20 protein-coding genes are annotated in these 16,872 nt (G+C 66.7%); 11 read left to right on the plus strand and 9 right to left on the minus strand.

The features are described 5' to 3' along the window. Positions 1-58: 58 nt before the first annotated feature. Complete coding sequence (locus tag Q9S36_RS27425; RefSeq protein ID WP_251453663.1) at positions 59-235, plus strand: hypothetical protein; 177 nt, start codon at positions 59-61, stop codon at positions 233-235. 9 nt (positions 236-244) lie between these two features. On the opposite strand, the gene Q9S36_RS27430 is transcribed toward Q9S36_RS27425, so the two are convergent. Both Q9S36_RS27430 and Q9S36_RS27435 read right to left on the minus strand, forming a co-directional pair. After that, the gene (locus Q9S36_RS27430) at positions 245-463 is read right to left on the minus strand and encodes a hypothetical protein (protein ID WP_311288009.1); all 219 of its coding nucleotides are present in this window, start codon (positions 461-463) and stop codon (positions 245-247) included. Beyond that, on the minus strand, positions 457-1,938 hold the full coding sequence (locus Q9S36_RS27435) for an SDR family NAD(P)-dependent oxidoreductase (RefSeq protein WP_311288010.1): 1,482 nt from the start codon (positions 1,936-1,938) through the stop codon (positions 457-459). Before Q9S36_RS27435 ends, Q9S36_RS27430 begins: the two co-directional genes overlap by 7 nt. 118 nt (positions 1,939-2,056) lie before the next feature. Between Q9S36_RS27435 and Q9S36_RS27440 the strand changes: the two genes are divergently transcribed. The 3 genes from Q9S36_RS27440 to Q9S36_RS27445 are packed head-to-tail and all read left to right on the plus strand — an operon-like array spanning position 2,057 to position 3,257. Beyond that, positions 2,057-2,515 (plus strand): NUDIX domain-containing protein, encoded by a 459-nt coding sequence (locus tag Q9S36_RS27440; RefSeq protein ID WP_311288011.1) that lies wholly within the window; start codon positions 2,057-2,059, stop codon positions 2,513-2,515. Next, positions 2,512-2,925, plus strand: coding sequence for a DUF5996 family protein (locus Q9S36_RS51670; RefSeq protein WP_396653856.1), 414 nt, complete (start codon positions 2,512-2,514; stop codon positions 2,923-2,925). The genes Q9S36_RS27440 and Q9S36_RS51670 overlap by 4 nt, the downstream gene beginning before the upstream one ends. Beyond that, positions 2,865-3,257 carry a DUF5996 family protein gene (locus Q9S36_RS27445; RefSeq protein WP_311288112.1) on the plus strand — a complete coding sequence of 131 codons (393 nt, stop codon included), beginning with the start codon at positions 2,865-2,867 and terminating at the stop codon, positions 3,255-3,257. Before Q9S36_RS51670 ends, Q9S36_RS27445 begins: the two co-directional genes overlap by 61 nt. 22 nt (positions 3,258-3,279) lie before the next feature. Here Q9S36_RS27445 and Q9S36_RS27450 read toward each other — a convergent pair whose 3' ends face one another. The 3 genes from Q9S36_RS27450 to Q9S36_RS27460 all read right to left on the minus strand — a co-directional run bounded on the left by Q9S36_RS27450 (position 3,280) and on the right by Q9S36_RS27460 (position 4,395). After that, complete coding sequence (locus tag Q9S36_RS27450) at positions 3,280-3,552, minus strand: GlsB/YeaQ/YmgE family stress response membrane protein (protein ID WP_311288012.1); 273 nt, start codon at positions 3,550-3,552, stop codon at positions 3,280-3,282. 154 nt (positions 3,553-3,706) lie between these two features. Then, complete coding sequence (locus tag Q9S36_RS27455; protein WP_311288013.1) at positions 3,707-4,060, minus strand: TraR/DksA C4-type zinc finger protein; 354 nt, start codon at positions 4,058-4,060, stop codon at positions 3,707-3,709. Positions 4,061-4,125: 65 nt separating this feature from the next. Then, positions 4,126-4,395: a hypothetical protein gene (locus Q9S36_RS27460; protein WP_251453674.1), complete on the minus strand. Its 270-nt coding sequence runs from the start codon at positions 4,393-4,395 to the stop codon at positions 4,126-4,128. Between the two features lie 1,042 nt (positions 4,396-5,437). Here Q9S36_RS27460 and Q9S36_RS27465 point away from each other — a divergent pair. Genes Q9S36_RS27465 through Q9S36_RS27475 form a run of 3 tightly spaced genes read left to right on the plus strand, consistent with a single transcriptional unit; the run spans position 5,438 to position 8,513 of the window. Next, positions 5,438-6,340 (plus strand): sugar ABC transporter permease, encoded by a 903-nt coding sequence (locus tag Q9S36_RS27465; protein ID WP_311288014.1) that lies wholly within the window; start codon positions 5,438-5,440, stop codon positions 6,338-6,340. A 13-nt stretch (positions 6,341-6,353) separates the two neighbouring features. Next, positions 6,354-7,175 carry a carbohydrate ABC transporter permease gene (locus tag Q9S36_RS27470; protein WP_311288015.1) on the plus strand — a complete coding sequence of 274 codons (822 nt, stop codon included), beginning with the start codon at positions 6,354-6,356 and terminating at the stop codon, positions 7,173-7,175. An 18-nt stretch (positions 7,176-7,193) separates the two neighbouring features. Then, positions 7,194-8,513, plus strand: coding sequence for a sugar ABC transporter substrate-binding protein (locus tag Q9S36_RS27475; protein ID WP_311288016.1), 1,320 nt, complete (start codon positions 7,194-7,196; stop codon positions 8,511-8,513). An 11-nt stretch (positions 8,514-8,524) separates the two neighbouring features. Here the strand turns inward: Q9S36_RS27475 and Q9S36_RS27480 are convergent, their stop codons facing one another. From Q9S36_RS27480 to Q9S36_RS27495, 4 genes are all read right to left on the minus strand, one after another. Next, the gene (locus Q9S36_RS27480; RefSeq protein WP_311288017.1) at positions 8,525-9,268 is read right to left on the minus strand and encodes a GntR family transcriptional regulator; all 744 of its coding nucleotides are present in this window, start codon (positions 9,266-9,268) and stop codon (positions 8,525-8,527) included. An 80-nt stretch (positions 9,269-9,348) separates the two neighbouring features. Then, positions 9,349-10,440, minus strand: coding sequence for a zinc-binding dehydrogenase (locus Q9S36_RS27485; protein ID WP_311288018.1), 1,092 nt, complete (start codon positions 10,438-10,440; stop codon positions 9,349-9,351). A 19-nt stretch (positions 10,441-10,459) separates the two neighbouring features. Beyond that, on the minus strand, positions 10,460-11,380 hold the full coding sequence (locus tag Q9S36_RS27490; protein WP_311288019.1) for a VOC family protein: 921 nt from the start codon (positions 11,378-11,380) through the stop codon (positions 10,460-10,462). Between the two features lie 99 nt (positions 11,381-11,479). Then, entirely contained in the window at positions 11,480-13,246 is a 1,767-nt protein-coding gene (locus tag Q9S36_RS27495) for a CocE/NonD family hydrolase (protein WP_311288020.1), read from the minus strand. A gap of 306 nt (positions 13,247-13,552) precedes the next feature. Between Q9S36_RS27495 and Q9S36_RS27500 the strand changes: the two genes are divergently transcribed. The 4 genes from Q9S36_RS27500 (at position 13,553) to Q9S36_RS27515 (ending at position 16,837) form a co-directional block, all read left to right on the plus strand. Then, positions 13,553-14,446, plus strand: a complete 894-nt coding sequence (locus tag Q9S36_RS27500) for an ABC transporter substrate-binding protein (protein ID WP_311288021.1) — start codon at positions 13,553-13,555, stop codon at positions 14,444-14,446. A 131-nt stretch (positions 14,447-14,577) separates the two neighbouring features. Continuing rightward, a complete protein-coding gene (locus Q9S36_RS27505) occupies positions 14,578-15,306 on the plus strand; it encodes an ABC transporter permease subunit (RefSeq protein WP_311288022.1) in 729 nt (242 codons plus the stop codon). Continuing rightward, the gene (locus Q9S36_RS27510; protein ID WP_311288023.1) at positions 15,303-16,079 is read left to right on the plus strand and encodes an ABC transporter ATP-binding protein; all 777 of its coding nucleotides are present in this window, start codon (positions 15,303-15,305) and stop codon (positions 16,077-16,079) included. Before Q9S36_RS27505 ends, Q9S36_RS27510 begins: the two co-directional genes overlap by 4 nt. Before the next feature lie 2 nt (positions 16,080-16,081). Beyond that, complete coding sequence (locus Q9S36_RS27515) at positions 16,082-16,837, plus strand: sulfite exporter TauE/SafE family protein (protein WP_311288025.1); 756 nt, start codon at positions 16,082-16,084, stop codon at positions 16,835-16,837. The last annotated feature ends 35 nt before the right edge of the window (positions 16,838-16,872 follow it).

A 16,872-nucleotide genomic window follows, 5' to 3' on the forward strand; every position in this document is an offset into this window, starting at 1 on the left:
GGCCCGTGACCCGGGGATCGTCTCCGCGATAGCGTGCGTGGGACCGGAAGGGCGGGCCATGTCGACAGGGATGACAGACGACGAGAAGCGGCGCGATCAGCTGCTCTCCGCGCCCGACGCGCGGGAGGAGGACGCCGCACCGCGCATCGAGGTGACCGAGCACGACGGGGTGACCCGCATCGACATCCGAGACGACGCGCCCGTCCGCCCGGGCGGCACGGACGACACCGACTGATCCGACCGATCAGCCGGCGGTGCGCCGGGTGCGCGGCGCGGGCGGCGGCGGCACTTCCTTCGCGGCGATGATGTCGCTCACCCCGATGTGCTCGACACCTCGCTTGCCGTCGACGACGACCGTCGTCTCGTCGGCGCTGACGAGTTCGCCGAGCGCGTCTGTCGCCTGGCCGGTGGGCAGCAGGTAGCGCACCACGACGCGGCGTCCAGGGGCGGGCAGGTTCACCATGACCCGGGCGCGTAGTCCTTCAAGAAGACACCGAACAGGTCCTCGCCCGCTTCGCCTCGCACGATCGGGTCGTACACGCGCGCGGCGCCGTCGACGAGATCCAGCGGAGCGTGGAAGCCTTCTTCGGCCAGTCGCACCTTGGTGGGGTGCGGGCGCTCGTCGGTGATCCAGCCGGTGTCGACGCTGGTCATGAGGATGCGGTCGGTCTCGAACATCTCGCGCGCGCTCGTGCGGGTGAGCATGTTGACCGCGGCCTTGGCCATGTTGGTGTGCGGGTGGCCGGGGCCCTTGTAGCCGCGACCGAAGACGCCCTCCATGGCGCTGACGTTCACCACGTACGTGCGTCGCGCGGGACTCGCCGCCAGCGACGATCGCAGCTTCGACACCAACAGGAAGGGCGCGGTCGTGTTGGCGAGCTGCACCTCGAGCATCTCGAGCGGATCCACCTCGTCCACGCGCTGCGTCCACGAGTTCACGTGGTCGAGGTCGGGGACGAGACCGCCGGCGTCGATCGCCGTGCCCGCGGCGAGCCGCTCGAGCGAGCTCGATCCCGCAGCCATCGCCTGCTCCGTGAGCTCCTCGGCGCGAGCGGCCGCCGCGGCGAGGATCGGATGCGCCGTCACCGAGCGCTCGAGCGCCTGAGGATGCTGGTCGTTGGTGTGCCCGAAGGTGACCAGTTCCGGCAGAGGCCCGTCCGGCAGCGGCGCGAGCTCGGCGTCGACGAGCGGCTGATACGCGCCCGGCGATCGCCGCACCGTCTGCGTCGCGTTGTTGATGAGGATGTCGAGGGTCCCGGCGGCGGCGACGTCGTCGGCGAGCCCGATGACCTGAGCGGGGTCGCGCAGGTCGATGCCGACGATCTTGAGCCGGTCGATCCACTCGGGAGCATCGGGAAGGCTGCTGAAGCGGCGCACCGCGTCGCGGGGGAAGCGTGTGGTGATGGTGGTGTGGGCGCCGTCGCGCAGCAGGCGCAGCGCGATGTACATGCCGATCTTCGCCCGTCCGCCGGTCAGCAGCGCCCGCTTGCCGGTCAGATCGGTGCGCGCCTCGCGTTTGGCGTGGCTGAGCGCCGCGCAGGCGGGGCAGAGCTGATGGTAGAACGCGTCGACGACGGTGTAGGGCTGCTTGCAGATGTAGCAGCCGCGGGCCTTGAGCAGCGTTCCCGCGGTCGGTGCGGTCGTGGCGGTGCTGATGGGGATGCCGCGCGTCTCGTCGTCGATGCGGTCCGGTGCACCGGTTGCGGTGGCGGCGACCACCGCACGGTCGGCGCTCGCGATGGCCTCGCGGATCTCACGCCGGCGGACCTTCTTGACCGCCTTGAACATCTTCGCGGTCGCCTGCCGCACAGCGACGAAGTCGGGGTGCGTCTCGTCGAGGCCTGCCATCCCGTCCAGCACCTTCAAGGTGATGGCGAGTTCGTCCGGATCGATGCCGCTGGGCGGCAGGGTGGACGAAGGCGAGGTCTCGGGAGGCACACGCGATTCTACGTCGAGCCGGATGGACGCCGCCTGGCAGCGTGGACGACCAGCGCGACCGATCGGCAGCCGACGGTCAGCGGGCCTCGGTGCGCCCAGGACTTGTTAGCGTGCCAGCGTGAAGAGCGGAACTCCTGCCCCGGCGCCGCAGCGCAGCATCCATGTCTCGGCGGCCGTGATCACCGATGCCGAAGGCCGTCTGCTGGTGGTGCGCAAGGCCGGGACGACGGCGTTCATGCAGCCGGGCGGCAAACCGGAGCCCGGCGAGTCGCCGAGCCAGACCCTCAGCCGGGAGCTGGCGGAAGAGCTCGGCGTGGCCGTCGCCCCGGATGACCTGCGGGCGCTCGGGTTGTTCACGGCAGCCGCCGCGAACGAACCGGGACACGTCGTGGTGGCGGATGTCTTCGCCGCGGACATCGGCGTGCAGCAGCCGGCGATCGGAGCGGAGATCGCCGAGATGCGGTGGGTCAGCCGCGCCGACGTCGACCACGTCGAGATCGCGCCGCTCGCCCGCGAGCACTTCCTGCCTCACACCCCCCACGAGCGACGCCACGCGTCGTCGGAGGAGCACGCGTGAGCCTGCGAGTCGACCTGCCCTACGAGCAGTGGCTGCCGACGAAGGAGACGCTGCACCGTTTCGCGCAGATCGTCGGGAAAGTGCGACTCGCTCACAGCCCCCGGCGCAACCACTGGTGGAACGTGCCCTTCCACGTCACCGGGTCGGGCATCACGACGCGCCCGATGGGCTCGAACCCCGTCTTCGCCATCGACCTGGACTTCATCGAGCATCGTGCCGTGATCGCGACGACGGAGGGTTCGCGCAGGTCTTTCCCGCTCGAAGGGCAGAGCGTGGCTTCGTTCCACGCCGCACTGGTCGCTTCGCAGGCAAGACGAGTCCGGTTCATCACTTCTGGCACACCTTCGACATCGCCGCGACGAGGTTCTCGGACGCGATCATCGAGCATGAGCCGACGACCGACCCGGTGACGCGCGAGGCGTACTCGCGCGAGGTGATCAGCTTCGGGTTCTGGTTCGGCGACCCGTCGGTGCCGTACCCGGCCTTCTACGCGTATGTCTCACCCGAACCCGACGGCGTCGCGGACCGGGCGCTGCCGGACGGCGCCGAGTGGCTCGATCGCGGTGCGTCGCATCTGGCGATCTATCCCCTCGAGACAGCGAAAAGCACCGCCGATCCGAGATCGGCGGTGCTGAACTTCTGGGAGGCGGCCTATCGCGCGGGCGCGGAACTGGCCGGGTGGGACCTCGCTCGCCACGCGTGCGTGGACGGCGCCACGGATCCGTTCGCCGCGGCGCGCTGACGCGGCCGCGGCGAACCGGGGATCAGGTGGTGCGGCGGCGCGTCGCCATGACGTAGATGCCGAGCACGATGATCGCGCCGATGATCGAGCCGATGATGCCGGCAGGCTGCAGGAAGCCGCCCATCGGGTCGGCGCGGAAGATCAGGAAGCCGAGGAATCCGCCGACGAACGAGCCCACGATTCCGAGGACGATCGTCATGAGGATGCCCATGCTCTGCTTGCCGGGGATGACGGCACGAGCGATGAAACCGGCGATGAGGCCGACGAGGATGAGTCCGAGAATGGTCCACAACATGTTGCCTCCTTGGTTGGGGTGGCCGGATGAATCTCCGCCCACCGGTCGAGTGCAGATCAACCTAACAGCGCGGTTCCCGCCGCCGACCGCCCTACCGCGGGCGGTCCATGAGCGGTAAGATCCCGCGGCCCCGTGCGCGCACCGCGGTTGGGGTCTACCGGCGCGACTCTGCTCTCGCCGCACAGTCCACGCACCGCGTCGCCGTCGGGCGGGCGTCGAGTCGACCCGAGGGGATGCCGCGCCCGCAGTCCTCGCAAACGCCGTAGGTGCCATCGCCGACACGTGAGAGTGCCGCGTCGATCTCGGCGCGCTCGACCAGCGCTGCTTCTCGGAGACCCTCGAGTCTCGACCATTCCGCAGAGAGCGTGACGCCCTCGGGGTCGTGCTCGTCGTCCGCGGAGTCAGCTGCGCGGTCGACTCGAAGCGCGGCCATCCCGGCGTTCAGAGACTCGACACGGCTGTCGACGTCTCGTCGACGCTGCTGGAGGATCAGCTCGGGCGTGTCCATGATCGGTCGAGCCTACGGCGTCCCTGGAAGGCGCGGGCCGCGTGCGAGTCCGGGTTCGGGCGTCGTTACCAGATGACGCCGCCGCCGATGGAGATGCCACCCCAGGTGAGCGCGATGAAGATCCCGGCGAAGACGACGGGGGCGATGCCCTTGCCGCTGCGCGCGAGACCTTTGAGCAACGCGATCACGGCGAGGACGGCGGCGATGATCGACAGGCCACCACCCACGATGAGCCCGATGAACAGCGGGATGGGCATGAGGACGAGGCCTGCCAGCGCGACCCAGAAGGCGGCCCAGGCAGTCTTGTTCGTGCGGCGTGCGACAGCGTCTGACATGGCACCAATACTCTCATGATCAGGCATTTTTTGGCGGAGACGGAGGGATTTGAACTCCCACTCTGGGACATTTCGCAGATGAGGTTCGAAGTGCGCACGCGCGATTCCGCGGATCTCGAGGTTTCGTCGATAGGCCTCGGTGTGCCGGATCGGCCTCAAGTCTTCTCAAATCGTTCCCACGCGGCGACCGGACGAGCATCGCCGAACCAGGCACGAGGAGCGTGCTGCGCTCCCCTAGGTAATGGGTGCGCACCGCTCTCGGGGTTCCTCATGAACTCGTCTGACTTCTGCTGTAGGAACGCGCAGAGTTTGGCGAGCTCGGTCATCTCGACGGCGATCATCTGAACCGCGACGGCTCCCAGCCGAACGTGGTCCTCGCGGGGTTTCGAAAGTCACCACCCACTCCTCACCACGCCGAGTGGGCGGCTCGATGTCGATCTCGGTCGGCGAGTTCGGGAGTCGCATCCCGACGAGGCCGGTGTCAGCGCCGCCATCGCCATCCTGGGGGATGACGCGAATGACGCTTGCGCCCGCCGAGTTCTTCGCTTCGAACTCCGCGACCCATGACTCGAGGGTCTCGATGGTCCGGAACGGCATAGCTATGCCCTCCTTTCACGTTGCCGTCACAAGAGATTTTCGCGCGCATACCGTCGCCCGAGCAAGCACCGCCGTCCAGCCCAATGACGGTGAGATTTGAACCCATACCGGACCAGGTCACAAGGATCACCTGAGGTCACAGAACCGCGCGAAATCAGCGGCTCGATCTCTCAAACACTGCATCGAGTCACACAGAATTCGCGGCAATTGTTCCCACTCTGTTCCCACCACTCGTGGCCGGCCAGCAATCGGCGGCTGGGTGGCTCTGCGGGGTAGATGACCGGACCGACCGGGAACGCCCCTAGCTCCACCCGAGTGCGGATAATGCTGGGCAGTTCCTGGATCACCCTTGCCTCGACCCTCCTCGCAATCGGTAGTCTCATGTGTACACACATTGCGCGGATGGTGCGGCTGCGGTGTGTGATGCCATGACAGGAGAGTGACCATGACCGCTGCAGTCGGGCCGTCACACAAACTGGCTCGCCGCTCGCTCACTGATCAGGTCTCCGGCTACGTTCTTCTCGCGCCGAGCGCCGTGGGCATCCTCCTGTTCTTCACGCTTCCGCTGATCTGCTTAGCCTGGCTCGCAACACAGCGCTGGGACTTGATCGCCGCTCCGCAGTGGGTCGGCGTCGACAACTTCCAGTCCGTCATCACAGATCCCGCGTTCCTGCATTCGCTCGGGGTTACTGCGCAGCTCGCCGTGTTGATCGTCCCCGCCGAGATCCTCATCGGCATCGGGCTTGCCCTCATGCTCGCCACCGGTGGTTCCCTTCGGCGCGTGGTGCGGGGAATCATCCTGCTGCCCTGGCTCGTTGCGCCGTTGGTTGTCGGTGTCATCTGGCGATGGATCTTCTCCCCCTCGGATGGCCTGTTGAGCGTGCTCACCGGGCACCGGGTCGAATGGCTCGTCGACCCGGCGCTCGCACCGATCGTCGTCGCGTGCGTGATCGTGTGGAGCGAGGCGGGATACGTGGCTCTGTTCTTCGTCGCGGGTCTACTCACCGTCCCCCCTGCGCTCATCGACGCAGCAAGGATCGATGGAGCCGGGCCTCTGCGCACACTGTGGAGTATTCAGCTACCGCTGATTCGACCGGTGCTGGTCTTCGTCTCAGTGACGGGAGTGGTCCGCGTGGCGGCCATCTACGATCAGGTGTTCGCGCTCACCGGCGGCGGACCCGCCGCAAGCACGACCACCGTCTCGCTGTGGCTATACACCACCGCATTCGAAGCATTCGATATCGGCCGCGCCGCGGCGGGATCCCTGGTGCTGCTTCTGCTGCTTGGACTGGTCGTGCTCTTCCAGCGCGCAATGTACCGGGTGCGAGGTGAACATGCACCGCGCTGAGCCTCTTCGGAGGGTGCGTCGCACCACCCTCGCGCGCTTTGGTGTCGTCGCCCTGCTCCTCGCCGCATCCGCGGCAACGCTGGCTCCATTGAGCCTGAGCGTCGCCGTGGCCCTCACCCCTCAGACCACACTCGAGCGCGACGGAGTCGCCTTGGTGCCCAGCGATTGGACCATGGCGAACTTCGGCGAAGTCCTCCGCGGGACACCGTTCGGAGTGGCCGCGCTTGTCACCGTGGCAGCTGCTGCCCTGCTCACCGTCACCCAGGTGGCCACGTCGGCTGCCGCCGCCTTCGTCTTCGCCAAGATTCAGATTCCCGGCCGGGAGATCCTCTTCGGCGCCATGCTCTTGACCTACCTGGTCCCTCCGGTCGTCACGATTGTTCCGGTCTTCCTCGCGATGACGCGATTGGGTCTCAAGGACACTTTCTGGGGAATTGTGATCCCGTTTCTGCTGGCTTCGCCGTTCGCGGTGTTTCTGCTGCGGCAGTACTTTCGCGCCATCCCCGACGAGTTGATCGATGCAGCGCGCCTCGACGGCGCCACCATGACGCAGGTGCTCTGCCGCATCGTCGTCCCGCTCTCGCGCCCCGCCCTCGCGATCGTGGCGCTCATCACCGCGATCGGGCAGTGGAATGCCTTCCTCTGGCCACGACTGATATCGGGGTCGACGTGGCCGGTTGTCACCGTCGCGGTGAGTGGACTTCGGACCCAATACGATCAGAACTGGGGCTTGGTGCTTGCAGGCACCACAATGGCGCTCTTGCCTGCGCTGGGCGCATTCGCACTGTCGGAGCGTCAGCTGGTCCACGCGGTTGCGGCAGAAGCGCTCCGCTGAAGACGGATGAGGCCGGCGATGAAGACGATTCGATGCGCAGCGTTCGCGCTGTCGGCGACTCTGGTGCTCTCGGCCATGACAGGCTGCGCTGCCGGCTCGCAGACCCCGACCATCTCCTTCAGGCTGTGGGACCCGCAGGTGGCTGATGCGTACCGCCAATCGTTTGCGGAGTTCACCGCAAGAACCGGGATCGACGTCGACATCGTCGTCATCCCTTGGGCGGACTACTGGACGCAACTGCGGGCCGACGTTGCTTCCGGGACCGTCGATGACGTGTTCTGGACCAACGCGGCGAACTTCGCCATGTACGCCGAGAGCGATCACCTGATCGACATCCGCGAGTTGCTCTCCCCTGCCGCTGAGGAGGCATGGGAGCCGGACGTCGTCGCCCAGTACACGCTCGATGGAGGCCTCTGGGGGGTCCCGCAGCTCACCGACCCGGGGATCGGAATCATCTACAACGCCGACCTTCTTGCTGCAGCCGGCGTGTCTGTCAGGGAAGTCGAGGCGCTCGCGTGGGACCCGACCACCACAGAGGACACCCTGCGATCCGTGGCCACGCGACTGACGGCCGACGTGGATGGGCGGACGCCGGACGACGCCGGGTTCGACGCGACAAGCGTCGCTCACTACGGGTACAACGCCTCGAACGATCTGAACGCGATCATCTTGCAGTTTCTCGGCTCCAACGACGCGGCGTGGCAGATCGGTGACCGATTCGCCTTCGACAGCGAAGCCGGAAGAGAATCGATCCAGTACGTCGTGAACCTGATCAATGACTACAACGTCGCCCCGCCGGCGTCGGACACCAACCCTCCGACAGGTGGCGACCGTGCACGTGATCTCTTCCTGCAGGGACGTCTCGCGCTGTTCCAGACCGGCGCGTACAACCTGGCCAACGTGGTCGAGTCCGCAGATTTCGAGTGGGGCATCGCGCCTCTGCCCGCGGGGCCTGCGGGCGCCATCAGCGTCACGAACGGCGTCGTCGCAGCCGCAAGTGCAGACAGCGACGACCCGGATTCTCAACGGCGCCTGCTCGAGTGGATCGCGAGCCCGGAAGGGAGCAGGGAGATCGGCGCCGACGGCAGCGGCCTTCCCGCGGTGACGGCCGCGCAGTCCGCCTACTTCGAGTACTGGAGGAGCAAAGGCGTCGATATCTCGCCGATGCTCGACGTTCTCGAAAACGGCACGATCCAAGCCCCCTCGGGAGCGCGTTACTCCGCCGCCGAGACTGCCTATCGCCCGATCCTCAACGAGGTCTTCGTTGGCCGCGTGGGCGTCGACATCGGTCTGCGCGATGCGCAAGCCGCCGCTAACGCTGCGCTCGACCCGCGCTGAGCGGACCAAGCTCAGCGGCGTGGGTCGCGCGCCATCGCGAGTGCGTGCTGGGTCGCTGTGCCATCGGAGCGGCCCGCGACATCACGGAGCACAGTGAGACTCGTGTGCGCCAGGTGCGTCGCCATTCGGGTCCCCGCCTTTGCGACGTTTCCCTCGATGATCGCGTCGAGGATCCCGTCGTGCTCGCCGTGCGCCACCGAGAAGGACTGCGGGTGCCAGAGTTGATAGAGCCGGAGATAGCGCTCGCTGCGGCGGGCGTAGGACTCGGCGACTCGGAGCAGCGGCTCGTCGGCGCGCGATATGCACACCCGATGGAAGGAGCGATGGGCCTCCATCCACCGAACCATATCGCCTGAGTCCTGCGCCTCGTCCATCTCACCGAGACGACGTCGGGCCAGGGCCTGTTCTTCTTCGGTCAAGCGCCCGGCAGTCATCCTTGCGCCGAGCGCTTCGAGGGCGATGCGCACGCTGTAGAGCTGATCGAGTTCCTCGCCGTCCAGCTCTCGCACTTTCGCTCGCTGATCGACCTCGACGTCGATCAGGCCCTCCTCCTGCAGCATCCTGAACGCTTCACGCATGGGAGTGCGGCTGACACCGAAGACGCGCGCGAGCTGCGCCTGCTTCAGCACCGCTCCGGGGGGCAACTGGTTCTCGAAAATGAGCTGACGCAGGTGCATGTGGAGGTCGATGCTGACGCGCCGCGGGTCCGTGAAGACGGGCGGCGGCAGCGAGCCGAGCATGTCGATCGTTGGCATGGACGAAGCCTCTCTCCTCGCCGAATGCTACTTGACGCTACCGCCGATCCGCGGTAACTCGCGCCCGCCGCCCAATCCAGTCAGTGAGTGCGTGTCATCACAACGCGCCCCACATTGCCCGCCCGCTCGACGAACCGGTGCGCATCGGGTGCGTTCTCGATGGGAAAAGTCGCATCCACGACGGTGCGGTATCCACGCTCCGCTTCGGCCCAGACGCGGTCGACTGTCCCCAGAGTTCCCGTGCGCACGCCGATCACGCGCATGCCCTGCGTGTAGGCGCGCTGCAGATTGAGCGGCACCACGTGGCCGAGGAATGCTCCAGACGACACCATGGCGCCTCCCGGTCGCAGCGCCGCAAACCCGTGCTCCCAGATCAGCGGGGCACCCAGGTTGTCGACCACGACATGCGCGCCGTCGCCGCCGAACGCCTCACGGGCCCGGTCGGCGAAATCCTCGTCGATCGCGTCGAACACGTGCTCGAAGCCGAGCTCACGCAGCCGCTCGCGCTTGCTCTCGTGTCGTGAAGTCACGACGACTGTCGCGCCGAGGTGCTTCGCGAGCATCGCCGTGGTGGCGCCCAGTCCACTGGTCGCCCCTTGCACGATGACGTTCGACCCGGCGCCGACGCCTCCTGCGCGCTCGAACTGATTCATCGCAACCGGACCGACGCCGATGATCGACGCCGCCATCACGGGACCGATCCCCTCCGGAACGACACGGACGTTCACCGCCGGTACGACGACGTACTCCCCGTCTGCGCCGGGGACGTGCGTGCCGATGATCTTGACCGACGGCGAGAGGTCGCCGTATCCCGACCGCGTGTATTCGTCCTCGACGGGAAAGATCACATGGAACCCGGCGACGTGGTCGCCGACGACGACGTTGTCCACGCCCTCGCCGACCGCGGCGATCGTTCCGGCATGGTCGGCGCCCAGGATGTGCGGGAGCTCGAACGTCGCGTAGGGGTGCTTACCCGATCGCGCGATGAGGTCGAGCAGTCGCCCCACGCTCACGGCGGCCACCTTGACCAGCACCTCGCCCCGACCCGGCTGCGGGGTCGGCACCACGATGTCCTTGAGTACCTCCGGCCCGCCGAACTCCGCGAACGCGGTCGCGTGCATCTCACTCGGGACGCCACCGTCCACGCTCGGCCACTGAACTTCTTTGTCCATCACAATCATCCCCTCGCGATCAGTGCTCGATCATCGAGTGTTCAATCGGACCCCACGCGTTCACCGCGACGAGATCGACCTCCCACGTCTTCGGGTACTGCGGGTAGTCCTCGTGCCACGGTCGCGGCTCGAAGTAGCCCTTGGCCTCGTCGGTGATGACATCCAGCTGCGTGAAGAGCTCGATGTTGTTGCCGTCAGGGTCCTTGTGGTACGTGAAGAGGTTGTGTCCGGCGCCGTGTCGTCCTGGGCCCCAATGCAGGCGGAAGTCGTTCTTCGCGAGATGGTCGAGCATCGTCTGCAGGTGGTTGAGGTCACGCATCTCGTACGCGATGTGGTGCATTCCCTCGAACTTCTTGGACGCCATGAAGTTGGCTGCGTGGTGATCCGAGTTGCAGCGAAGGAACACGAAGAAGTCGCCGATCATGTCGGACCAGCGGAAGCCGAGCAGGCCCTGGTAGAAGTCCTGCACGGGGCCGAGATCGGGAACGAAGGATGCGACGTGCCCGAGCTTGCTGGGCCGGATCGGGGTGTACCCCTCGACACCGCTGGTGCTCTGCGCGTCATAGAGGTGGATCGTGCTGCCGGTGAGCGGCTCGGCGAGCACCAGCACATCGGGAGTGGACGGAGCGATGTCGCTGCGACGCTCGACGGAGTATCCGGCCGCCGTCAGCCGGCGCTGGGCGTCGCTGAGTTCCTCGAAGATCTCGTAGCCCACGACCGTACGTGCCTTGGAGTCGGCGGCCTTCTTGAGGACCACCGCATGGTGATCGAAGCTGGTCGTGAGGTACGCCTCGGACTGGTCCTGCTCCACCGCGACGAAGTCGAGCACCTTCGTGTAGTAGTTGGTCAGTCGATCGACGTCGGGCGTCTGGAACTCGACGTAGCCGAGCTTCGACACGCGGACGGGCGTGTCCGCGGGGGTGGGGTATGGCGTTTCCATCGGACTCCTTGGGTACGGCGTTGTACGGGTCGCGAGTGACCGCGCCCAGCATCCCTCACTGTATGCACCTGCCCAGGTCGCGGCCAATGGCCGGACCGCTCAGTGGAACCGCACCTCGGATCGAGCGCCGTCCTCGTCGGGGACTATGGGCACGAGGAGGCTCGACGCATGCTCGCCTCCGGTATGCACTCGGAAGCTGCCCGCGCCCTCGGGCCGATCGCGCGGATCGTCGTGCAGGAAGATGCCGTTGCCGCGCATCGGAATGCCGTACAAGTGCGGCCAGGGGCCATCGCCGGGGAAGGCGAAGTCGGTCGCGGTGACGGTCAGCGCGAGCCGGTAGCCCGGAGGGATGACGATGCTCGTCGGCCAGATCTCGACCTCGAGCTCGGTGATCTCTCCCGGCTCGAGAGGCACCTCTCGATCGTGAGGATGGTAGGGGCGCTCCGGGGTGCTTCGGTCGGGATCGAGGCTCCGATGGGAAGCCCGAAGCCATCCGGCCGTAATCACCCCCGCCGGATCCAGCGCACTCCGCAGGGCTACATCGACTCCGGAGGGATCGATCACGCGAAGCGTCAAGAACACGTCGACGTCTTCCGCCTGAGCTGACACGGAGAGGCGCGCGCTGAGCGGTCCGGTGAGCTCGATCGCGGTGTCTTGGGCAGCGAGGACGAACGTCGCAGGCCGATCGCGGGTCACCTCGACGACACCCGGCTCGGCGGTTCCATCGGGGACGAGCGAGGAGCCCCCGGCGTCCAGCGACAGCCGCGTCCAACGCGTGCGCGGTATCGGCCATGCCTCCTCGTCGCGGGACGAGAATGAACCGTCGACATGGCGCACATTCAGCACGACCGGGGCGCGCTCGGGCCATCCGTTGTCCTTGCCGTGCAGGTAGTAGTCGAAGAACTGCCGCTGCAGCTCCACGCCATACGGCGTGTAGTACTCCACCCAGTGCTCCAGACCGTGGACCTCGAGCCATTTCTCGGATGAGCCCGCTCGCAGATATCCCTCGAAGTTGCCGCGGGTGTGCAGGTGGTGGGCCCAGTTGGCGGCCGACAGCACAGGGACCGTGATGTCTTCCAGTCGCGGCGAGCGCGCGCGGTGGTAGTCGTCGACCAGACGGTGCTCGTGCAGGTCCGTCAGGTGGGACGGTCGGTTCGCCTCGAGCTGTGCGGGGGTGAGGGTCTCCGGACCGGAGACGAGCTCGCCGTTGATGGCGCTGACCTCCCCCGACTGGCCCAAGCCGTGCTGGGTGCGGATGACGGTGGCGTCGTACCAATCTCGGTAGAACGTGCTCAATATGCCGCCGTGCCGGATGAACTCGCGGTAGTAGTCGGACGCCCCCTCCCACGGGCAGATCGCGGCGAGATGCGGCGGCGCGAGCGCGGCGACCTGCCACTGGTTCATCGCGTAGTACGACACGCCGCTCAATCCCACGCGTCCGGAGCTCCAGGGCTGGGTGCCCGCCCATTCGATGCACTCGGCGAAGTCGCGAGTCTCCACCTCCGAGAAGATGTCGACCCGGCCGGGCGAACGCCCCGACCCGCGGGAGTCGACCCGGACGCAGGCGTACCCGTGCGGCACCCACTTCTCGGGGTCGGGCGTCTCCCATACCTGGTATCGGTTGCTCGATCCTGCGAGCGCCTCCGGGTGCCGCTGCTCAAGGACGTTCCACATTCCAGGAAAGCCCTGGGCGAACGACAGCCACTTGCCGTACGGCCCATGGGTCATGAGCACGGGATGAGGCTGGTCGTCGTCAGGGCGGAAGACATCCGCCCGCAAGACGGTCCCGTCCGACAAGCGGATCGGCACGTCCCACTCGGCGATCATCGTTCCGCCGTCGATGGGAACGATCTCGATGTGCTCCACGCCGTCTCCTTCGACTGGTGCCGCGGACCGCGAACGGTTCTGTCCGACAGTGGAACGAATGGTTGCAGGAATTCCTAAAGTGTATGTACTGTTGGCTCCCAATTTCAAAGTCGAAATTCGCCGGCCCCGCGCAACGCGTGGAGCAGGCCTAACGGAGGGCAGAACAGCGTGAGCAGGAAGACACTGTACGGGGCAGTCGCCATGATGGGGACTCTTGCGCTACTGAGCGGATGCGCAGGCGCCGCGGAGCCGTCCGGGAGCGAGGAGGCCGAGGGAACAGCGGCATGCGACACGGCAACCGTTGCCGTGCTGGACGACGACTCGCAGCGTTCGGCGTTCTACGCGATCGAGAACGGACTGGTCGAGTCCGACATCGTCCCCGGAATCGAGGTCAACTACCTTCAGATCCCCGCGCTGATCCAGGCGAGCGGCACAGACCAGTTCAACTACACCCAGACGTCCCTCAACGGAGTGGTGCTCGCGCGGGAGAACGGTGGCCTCGACCTCCGGGTCGTCGCGTACGCTCTCGCGCACTCGGGAGGCGGCTTGGCGATCTACACCCGCGAGGACTCCGACATCTCGTCGCCTGCCGATCTGACGGGACACACGCTCGCGACACCGAGCTTCGGGTCGACCGGGACGCTCGAGGCACAACTCGTCCTCGCCGATAAGTACGACCTCGACGCGGCCCTCGAAGGCGGCGCGGTCTCGTGGGTGGAGCTGGACCCGCCCACGACGCTCAACGCGCTGAAGTCGGGCGATATCGACGCCGCGCTGATGTGGCACCAGGGCGGCTGGAACGCGTCCAACGATCCCGAACTGACCAAGATCGCCGCGATCGACCAGGACTTCAAGGAGATCGCCAACGGGGCTTGGCCGATCGGTGTCGCGGTGGTGGCCAACGGCGAGTTCGTCGACGCCAACCTGGAGTGCGTCAACGAGTTCCAGCGCATGTACGCCGAGTCCGTGGCGTACGCGGAGGAGAACCACGCCGACTTCGCCGAGGAGATCTCGGCGACCAGCGGAGTGCCGGTCGAATTCATCGACTACTGGTGGGACGACTCGCACTACATGTACGGCGGCGTGGTGGACGACGAGTGGCTCGGGTACGCGGACGAGTTCTACAAGCTCGCCGCTGACCAGGGATTCATCCCCGTGTACCCGGACGTCGACGAGATCACCGTCATTCCCGGCAACTAGTTCGACTCGCCGCATACAGAAGGCTCTGCATCGTGACAGTCACGGAGACACTGGCGACAGCCACACCGAACGTCCCACCCGCCCGAAAGCGGCGAAAGGGGAGACGGAGCGGCCTGATACTCGCGGTCCTCGTGCCGGTCCTCCTGTTGGTCTGGTGGTGGCTGGCGGCTCCGTACGCCAGCCCCGCCGACCTTCCGGAACCCGGGGCAGTGCTGAACGACGTCGTGAGCCTGCTGATCGGTCCCGACGCCTACCACACATGGACCTCATTGATCCGCATCTTCGCTGCCGTCTTGTTCGCGCTGATCATCGGGTCCTTCGCCGTGTTCCTGACCCGGGTGCTCCCGATCTCCGAGACGCTGGTGGGCGCAGTCCTCCTCCCCTTCCTCAACAGCGTCCCCGCTCTGGGATGGGCGATCCTCGGCGTCGTGTGGTTCGGGGTCGGGAACTTCGCGGTCATCTTCGTCGTGACGTTGATCCTGATCCCGTTCTGCATGGTGAACATCTGGGAGGGACTGCGCTCGCTGGATCCAGGACTGCAGGAGATGGGCAAGAGCTTCACTCGGTCGAACACGAAGATCCTGTGGAGGATCCAGGCGCCGATGCTCATCCCCTACATCCTCGCCGCTGTGCGCCTCTCGTTCAGCGTGGGCTGGAAGGTCGCGCTGATCGCCGAATTCTTCGGCGCGCAAGCCGGCCTGGGACTTGTCATGAACCGTGCGCGGCAGTCTTTCGACACCCCGATGGTGTTCGCGACCATCATCGTCGTGCTCATCATCGTCACCGTCACCGAACGACTCGTCTTCGATCCCCTGGCGAGGATGTTCGCGAGGCGTTCTGGAACGGGAGTAGCCCGATGACCGACGCGGTCACCTTCACAGACCTTCGAGTTCAGTACGGGGCCAGCACGGTCATCGACGATCTCGACCTCAGCATCCGCCAAGGTGACTTCACCTGCTTCCTCGGGCCGAGCGGCTGCGGCAAGTCGACCATGCTCCGGATCGTCGGCGAGCTGCTCGAGCCCGCAGGTGGCGAGGTCACCGTGCTCGGCGAGCCGACGTCCACCGCGTGGAGCCAGCTCGCGTACGTGTTCCAGGCTCCGCGGCTGGTCCCCTGGCGCTCGGCAATCGGCAACATCGAACTCGGCCTGCAGTTGCGAGGAATCAGACTGAACCGCAAACAGCGTCGGCTGCGGGCGATGGAATCGATGGAGACGATCGGCATCGCGCACCTCGCGGACCGTCCCGCACATCAGCTCTCGGGTGGCGAGCAGCAGCGCGTTGCCATCGCCAGGGCCCTCGCGGTGCGGCCCAAGGTGCTGCTGATGGATGAGCCGTTCAGCGCGCTGGACGTGCAGACGCGCCGTCAGCTTCGCCAGGAGATCGTCTCGGTCTGGAAGAACACGGGACTCACGATCATCTTCGTCACCCATGACGTCGATGAAGCGATCATCGTCGGCAATCGCGTGGTCGTCTTCTCCCCGAAGCCGACAGTGCTGCTCGCGGACAAGTCCGTCGATCTGCCGAAGCCGATCGATGTCTCCTCGGCCGGGTTCACCCGGCTCCATGAGGAGATCGTCCACCTGTTCGGATCGACCGAGGCGATCGATGAGCTGACCGGCCGGACGACCTAGCGGTGGAGTTCGTGCCGATCCTGCCCGCGGTGGTGTTGGGCGCGATCAGTCAACGGATCACGGGGATGGGCTTCGCGCTCGTGGTCGCGCCGTTCCTCCTGCTCGGGTACGGCCCGATGACCGCGGTCATCGTGGTGAACATCTGCGGCGCGCTCGGTGCGATCGCGGTGTGGACGCGCACGGGGCGCGACATCGAATGGCGCCGGTACGCGTGGCTCGTTCCGCCGGCCCTGATCGGAATCGTGCCGGGGACGCTCATGCTCGTCATCCCGCCGCGATCCGTGGTCGAGATCACGATCGGGGTGGTCCTGCTCGTCGCGCTCACCACGGCGCTGCTGCTGCGTCGCACCGGCCGCTCATGGGACGGACCCGGCCAGCGATTGACTGCGGGGTTCGCCTCCGGGTTCATGAACTCCGCCGTCGGCGCGGGCGCGCCGGCGGTCACCGCGTACGCGGTGCTCAGCGGGTGGGCGCAGCGCAGTTTCGCGGCGACCATGCAGCCGTACCTCATCACGATCGCGGCCGGCTCGATCATCAGCAAGTCCGTCATCGCTCCGCAGGCATGGCCGGACATCCCGGGGTGGATGTGGGTGGCGCTCGTTGCGGCGCTTGTCGTGGGGCTGATCGCGGGAGATTTCGCGGCGCGGGTCGTGCCCGCCGGCACAGCGCGCACGATCGTGGTCGTCATCGCCTACGTCGGCGCGACCGGCGCCCTGATCAAGGGCATCGCCACCGCCGTGCAGTCGGTGGGTTCGTAGCGGGATCCGGCCGTGGCAGGGTCCATGAAGAGGAG

Source organism: Microbacterium sp. ARD31 (assembly GCF_031844425.1).